Raw genomic sequence first — 2,570 nt, 5'->3', positions numbered from 1 at the left:
CCTGCGGCTACGGCTCCGAGGCGAAGAAGGAAGACGCCGGGACGAACGTCGCGGCCACGGAGGGCAGGAAGCTGTCGGCTTCCGAGGTCCGGATCGGCTACTTCCCGAACCTGACGCACGCCACCGCGCTGGTCGGTCTCCAGGAGGGTCTGATCGAGAAGGAGCTGAACGGCACGAAGATCAAGCCGCAGTACCCTGGACGACCTCAAGGGCAAGAAGATCGCCACCCCGCAGAAGGGCAACACCCAGGACGTCGCGTTCCTGAACTGGATCGCGGAGAAGGGCTGGACGGTCGACCCGGAGTCCGGCAAGGGTGACGTCTCCGTCGTCCGCACCGACAACAAGGTCACCCCCGACGCCTTCAAGCAGGGTTCCATCGACGGCGCCTGGGTGCCGGAGCCCACGGCCTCCAAGCTCGTCGCCGACGGCGGTTCCGTCCTCCTCGACGAGACAACGCTGTGGCCCGAGAAGAAGTTCGTGATCACGAACATCATCGTGTCGCAGAAGTTCCTCAAGGAGCACCCGGACGTCGTCGAGGCCGTCCTCTCGGGCACCGTGAAGACCAACGAGTGGATCAACGCCAACCCGGACAAGGCCAAGGCCTCCGCCAACGCCCGGCTCGCCGCCGAGGGCGGCAAGCCCCTGGACGCGAAGGTCATCGACCCCGCCTGGCAGAGCATCCTCGTCACCGACGACCCGCTGGCCTCCACCCTCAAGGCCCAGGCCGACGACGCCGTGCAGGCCAAGCTCATCGAGCAGCCCGACCTGGCCGGCATCTACGACCTGACACTGCTGAACAAGGTCCTCAAGGCCGCCGGCAAGCCCGAGGTCTCCGACGCCGGCCTCGGCGCCAAGTAACCCGCAATCCAGCAATCCAGCAATCCCAGGAGGTGACGACCATGGCCACGACACTAGCCAAGGCTGCCGAAGGCACACTCGACACGGCGGCGCACGCCGCTCGTATCGAGCACGTCTCGAAGTCCTTCTCCGGCCCGGCCGGAACGCAGCTCGTCCTGGACGACATCAGCCTCGATGTCGCTCCCGGAGAGTTCGTCACCCTCCTGGGAGCCTCCGGCTGCGGAAAGTCCACCCTGCTCAACCTGGTCGCCGGCCTCGACAAGCCGACCCTGGGATCCATCGAAACCCCCGGCGGCCGCCCCGCCCTCATGTTCCAGGAACACGCCCTCTTCCCCTGGCTCACCGCGGGCAAGAACATCGAACTCGCCCTGCGCCTGCGCGGCGTCGCCAAAACCGACCGCAAACCCGAAGCCGAACGCCTCCTCGAACTCGTCCGGCTCACCGGCGCCTACGGCAAGCGCGTCCACGAACTCTCCGGCGGCATGCGCCAGCGCGTCGCCCTCGCCCGCGCCCTCGCCCAGGACAGCCGCCTGCTGCTCATGGACGAACCCTTCGCCGCCCTCGACGCCATCACCCGCGACGTCCTGCACGGCGAACTCACCCGCATCTGGACAGAGACAGGCCTCTCGGTCCTCTTCGTCACCCACAACGTCCGCGAGGCCGTCCGCCTCGCCCAGCGCGTGGTCCTGCTCTCCTCCCGGCCCGGCCGGATCGCCAGGCAATGGACCGTGGACATCCCGCAGCCGCGCCGCATCGAGGACGCGGACGTCGCCGAGCTGTCCCTCGAGATCACTGAACACCTGCGTGGGGAGATCCGCCGCCATGGCCAGCACTGAAACGAAGGCGACCACGGACGACCTGGCAGGGCTCGAAGCCGGCCTCGACGCCCTCGACGCGGTCCACACCCACCGCACACCACTGCGCGAAGTCCTCCTCAGCAAGGTCCTGCCCCCCTTCCTCGCCGTCGGCCTGGTCCTGCTCGTCTGGCAGGCCCTGGTCTCACTGAAGGTCACCGACGCGACCAAACTCCCCCCGCTCGCCGCAGTGTGGGACAGCCTGTCCGACATGTGGCTGCAGGGAACCCTGCTGGAGGTCATCTGGACCTCCGTCTCCCGCGGCCTGCTCGGCTTCCTCCTCGCCCTGGCCATCGGCACCCCCCTCGGCCTGCTCGTCGCCCGGGTGAAGTTCGTGCGCGCCGCCATCGGCCCCATCCTCCAGGGCCTGCAGTCCCTGCCCTCGGTCGCCTGGGTGCCGCCCGCCGTACTCTGGTTCGGCCTCAACGACGCCATGATGTTCACCGTCATCCTCCTCGGCGCCGTCCCCTCCATCGCCAACGGCCTCGTCTCCGGCATCGACCAGATCCCACCCCTCTTCCTCCGGGCCGGCCGCACCCTCGGCGCCACCGGCCTGCGCGGCGCCCGGCACGTGGTCATGCCCGCCGCCCTGCCCGGCTACGTCGCCGGCCTCAAGCAGGGCTGGGCCTTCTCCTGGCGCTCCCTCATGGCCGCCGAGATCATCGCCTCCTCCCCCGACCTCGGCCTGGGCCTGGGCCAGCTCCTGGAGAACGGCCGCAACAACATCGACCTCCCCGGCGTGTTCCTCGCCATCACCCTCATCCTCGTCGTCGGCATCGCCATCGACCTCCTCATCTTCAGCCCCCTCGAACGCTCCGTCCTGCGCAGCCGCGGCCTCCTGGTCAAGAGCTGACCGGC

2 protein-coding genes and 1 pseudogene are annotated in these 2,570 nt (G+C 68.9%); all 3 read left to right on the top strand.

Translation table 11 applies throughout. From position 1 onward, the window contains the following. Positions 1–858: pseudogene (locus IH80_RS40330) on the top strand (ABC transporter substrate-binding protein); the annotation flags it as partial. Positions 859–899: 41 nt separating this feature from the next. Further along, positions 900–1,694 (top strand): ABC transporter ATP-binding protein, encoded by a 795-nt coding sequence (locus tag IH80_RS0138195; protein ID WP_030966515.1) that lies wholly within the window; start codon positions 900–902, stop codon positions 1,692–1,694. Next, complete coding sequence (locus IH80_RS0138190) at positions 1,681–2,565, top strand: ABC transporter permease (protein ID WP_030966514.1); 885 nt, start codon at positions 1,681–1,683, stop codon at positions 2,563–2,565. Before IH80_RS0138195 ends, IH80_RS0138190 begins: the two co-directional genes overlap by 14 nt. The last annotated feature ends 5 nt before the right edge of the window (positions 2,566–2,570 follow it).

Source organism: Streptomyces sp. NRRL S-378, from assembly GCF_000720645.1.
Taxonomy (GTDB): Bacteria; Actinomycetota; Actinomycetes; order Streptomycetales; family Streptomycetaceae; genus Streptomyces.
The sequence above is the reverse complement of the archived record's forward strand: the minus strand, read 5'-3'. Positions and strand labels throughout refer to the sequence as shown.

Bases quoted from the DNA above. Each gene is read 5' to 3' on its own strand.
- IH80_RS0138190 (WP_030966514.1), top strand. From the start codon at position 1,681: ATGGCCAGCACTGAAACGAAGGCGACCACGGACGACCTGGCAGGGCTC.
- IH80_RS0138195 (WP_030966515.1), top strand. From the start codon at position 900: ATGGCCACGACACTAGCCAAGGCTGCCGAAGGCACACTCGACACGGCG.